The 2,880-nt window shown below is 43.5% G+C and carries 4 protein-coding genes; 2 read left to right on the top strand and 2 right to left on the bottom strand.

All coding sequences use genetic code 11. The features are described 5' to 3' along the window. The first annotated feature begins 9 nt into the window (after nt 1-9). Complete coding sequence (locus tag AND4_RS18610) at nt 10-486, top strand: MarR family transcriptional regulator (protein ID WP_009844532.1); 477 nt, start codon at nt 10-12, stop codon at nt 484-486. 310 nt (nt 487-796) lie between these two features. Here AND4_RS18610 and AND4_RS18605 read toward each other — a convergent pair whose 3' ends face one another. Next, nucleotides 797-1,159 (bottom strand): hypothetical protein, encoded by a 363-nt coding sequence (locus AND4_RS18605; RefSeq protein ID WP_009844531.1) that lies wholly within the window; start codon nt 1,157-1,159, stop codon nt 797-799. Between the two features lie 270 nt (nt 1,160-1,429). Between AND4_RS18605 and AND4_RS18600 the strand changes: the two genes are divergently transcribed. After that, nucleotides 1,430-2,098 (top strand): DUF2982 domain-containing protein, encoded by a 669-nt coding sequence (locus AND4_RS18600; RefSeq protein ID WP_009844530.1) that lies wholly within the window; start codon nt 1,430-1,432, stop codon nt 2,096-2,098. A gap of 24 nt (nt 2,099-2,122) precedes the next feature. On the opposite strand, the gene AND4_RS18595 is transcribed toward AND4_RS18600, so the two are convergent. Further along, complete coding sequence (locus AND4_RS18595) at nt 2,123-2,779, bottom strand: MBL fold metallo-hydrolase (RefSeq protein WP_009844529.1); 657 nt, start codon at nt 2,777-2,779, stop codon at nt 2,123-2,125. Nucleotides 2,780-2,880: the final 101 nt, after the last annotated feature.

Raw genomic sequence — 2,880 nt, 5'->3', positions numbered from 1 at the left:
ATTACGAAATTGGAAAAGTACGAAGAAGTTTTGGTCTCGATTCGTCAGATCATCCGAGCCATTGATTTACACTCAAAGAAATTAAGCAAAGAGTCTGGATTGACGGCGCCTCAGCTGATTCTGATGCGTGCCATTAGTGAATTAGACAACGTTACGATTAAACAATTGTCTAGCCACACCAATATGAGCCAGGCAACCGCAACCACTATTCTTGACCGCTTGGAACGCAACCAACTTGTTGAGCGCCACCGGAGCATAGAGGACAAGCGTAAAGTGCACGCTTTACTCACAGAAAAGGGCAAAGAAGCGTTAAAACAGGCACCTACCCCCCTACAAGAACACTTCATCAATCGTTTTCAAAAGCTGGAAGAGTGGGAACAAAGCCTACTACTCTCTTCTGTTCAACGTATCTCTACTATGATGAACGCCGAAGACATCAGTGTTGCCCCTATGCTCGAACTTGGAAGCATCACAAAGCCCGAATAATATTTCAAACGCATACCTCGTTTGCTCGTCATTAGATGACAGAACGTACGCGCGGACGTCAAGGCTTAGAAACTTAGAAACTTTGACGAGCAATTGGTATGCCAGCTAGTGGGCAAGCAAGCTTTGGTCTGTATTGCCCTTGTGCAATTCATTTTAATTTCGTTTTTCATGCAAACAAATTATGCGAGTGAGTTTGGCTGATATGCCACAACGCCAATAAACTTCGGGAACAAGTTAAACGAAATTTCAGGCAAAAAAATACCCCGATTAAAATCGAGGTATTCAATGCAGAGGCAGTATACAACAGTAATTAGACTGCCTTATAGATAACTTTGTTACCTGCTAACTGCTCTTTTTGAACTAGGTTTTCTTCGAGAAGCTTCTTCAATGCGCCAGTAGCCCATGATGCCGCTTTAGCTTCTTCTTGACCAGCAGCTAGACCAATACCTTTAGGGTTAATACCCTCAGCATTCGCGACAACAATATCTAGCACTTGTTGCTGCTTAGGAGTCAGTGCAACCACAACAGTTTGTGCTTTAGCTACTTTCTTCTCAGCAACTGCTTTTTCAGTAACAGGTTTTGCCGCTTTAGGTGCTGCTGTTACGTTTGCTACTGTCGCTTTAACGCGTTTTTGCAGTTTCATCTGCACTTTACGCTTATGAGCAAGTCTCATTGAATATTTCTCCAGTTCACTGCATCTCAGCAGGGATGAAAATTTGAAGCGCGTTTTATACCAAAATTCATGAGCGATTTGTAGGTTTTAACGGCGAAACCCAAGGAAAAATACGCTTACTGCGCAGAACGTCTACTATTTAATCAGATAAATTGTGAACATATTTATTAAATACTGGGTATAAAAACAGAGGTTTGAATTTTTTATATGCATATCGACAAGCATTAATAGGTCTAAATTTTACACCTTGTGTTCACTGAGGCGAAAAGCATGGAAACGCTGCATCTGACTAACTCATATTTTAAATCTAATTCCCCCATCAACAAGCTGATTATGTTGTTGGTGGTCTTAATCACTTTAGCTCTTGTACTGATATCCCCTAGTTGGAAACAAGCGATGTTATCTGTGGTCCTAATGACAATTATCGTTGGTTTCGCCATCGTGATGATCAAAAAAAGTCAGGTGACCTTTACCCTTACCGAATCCCACTTTCAACAACATCTTTTTAAAGGTGGTTGGGTGTTGCGCTGGACAAATATTGATCGCATTGGTATCTGTACCCATGAGCAAGAAGGATGGCACCAACCTTTACCTTGGATAGGCATTCGATTAAAGCACTATTCCCCTTACCTCAACGCTATTTGCCCGCGTATCGCCACAGAAATATTGCTTGGGCAAAGAGCCTTGCTGTATTTAGGAGCAAAGCAAAGTAACAGCGAAACAAGCTTCGAAGATATCGTGCTCGACCCCGCACCTTACTTTGATCAGAACGGCATTCATTACGAAGGTTTGCTTGCAATGTTAGCCAACAGAATGAAGTATCAAAGAGACTTTTATGGTTATGACGTGTTTATTTCAGCTAATGACTTAGATAGAGAGGCGGAAGAGTTTGTGGGGTTAGCTCGGCGTTACCTTGCAGCCGCCGAGCCAGATACCTAATACGCTGGTAGCATCACGGATTGCCTAGTAAAGCGGCATTTCATCAGCAACGAAAGGGTTGGTCTTGCGCTCGTGGCCAAACGTCGATTGTGGACCGTGGCCAGGCACGAACGTTACGTCGTTACCTAACGGCCACAACTTCTCTTTTATTGAGCATATTAGCGTGTTGAAATCACCCTGAGGGAAGTCTGTACGACCGACGCTACCGTTAAACAAAACATCACCAACAAACGCTAATCGGGCATCTTCACTGTACAGTACCACGTGACCCGGAGTATGCCCTGGCGTGTGAATCACATTGAGTACTTGGTTGCCAAAAGTGACAGTGTCACCTTCATTTAACCATTGATGTGGCTCAAACGCCTCTGTTAATGGGAAGCCGAACATTTGACTCTGACCTTCTAAGCCCTGTAACCAAAAGTTATCAGCTTTGTGAGGACCAACAATCTCAGTGCCGCCAAGCAGCGCAGACAGCGGCTCTGTGCCACCAACATGATCCAAGTGACCATGTGTTAACACTAGGTTCACGACCTCAACACCGAGCTCTTTGATCAGCATTGACAGTTGCTTCTCATCACCGCCGGGATCAACCACAATGCCTTTCATGGTTTCATCACACCAGACAATTGAGCAGTTTTGAGAAAAAGATGTTACCGGAACAACTTGGTATTTCAGAGCCATAGATAACCTATACCGAATAAATGTGCATGAAAAATCCCGCAACTATGACACTAAGCCATAGTGACTTCAAGCTTTGCAAATCTAGCAATAACGACAGTCTA

This window comes from Vibrio sp. AND4, assembly GCF_000171815.1.
Taxonomy (GTDB): domain Bacteria; phylum Pseudomonadota; class Gammaproteobacteria; order Enterobacterales; family Vibrionaceae; genus Vibrio.
The sequence above is the reverse complement of the archived record's forward strand: the minus strand, read 5'-3'. Positions and strand labels throughout refer to the sequence as shown.

Excerpts from the sequence above, each read along its gene's own strand:
- AND4_RS18595 (WP_009844529.1), bottom strand. The coding sequence starts at position 2,779 with ATGGCTCTGAAATACCAAGTTGTTCCGGTAACATCTTTTTCTCAAAAC.
- AND4_RS18605 (WP_009844531.1), bottom strand. The coding sequence starts at position 1,159 with ATGAGACTTGCTCATAAGCGTAAAGTGCAGATGAAACTGCAAAAACGC.
- AND4_RS18600 (WP_009844530.1), top strand. The coding sequence starts at position 1,430 with ATGGAAACGCTGCATCTGACTAACTCATATTTTAAATCTAATTCCCCC.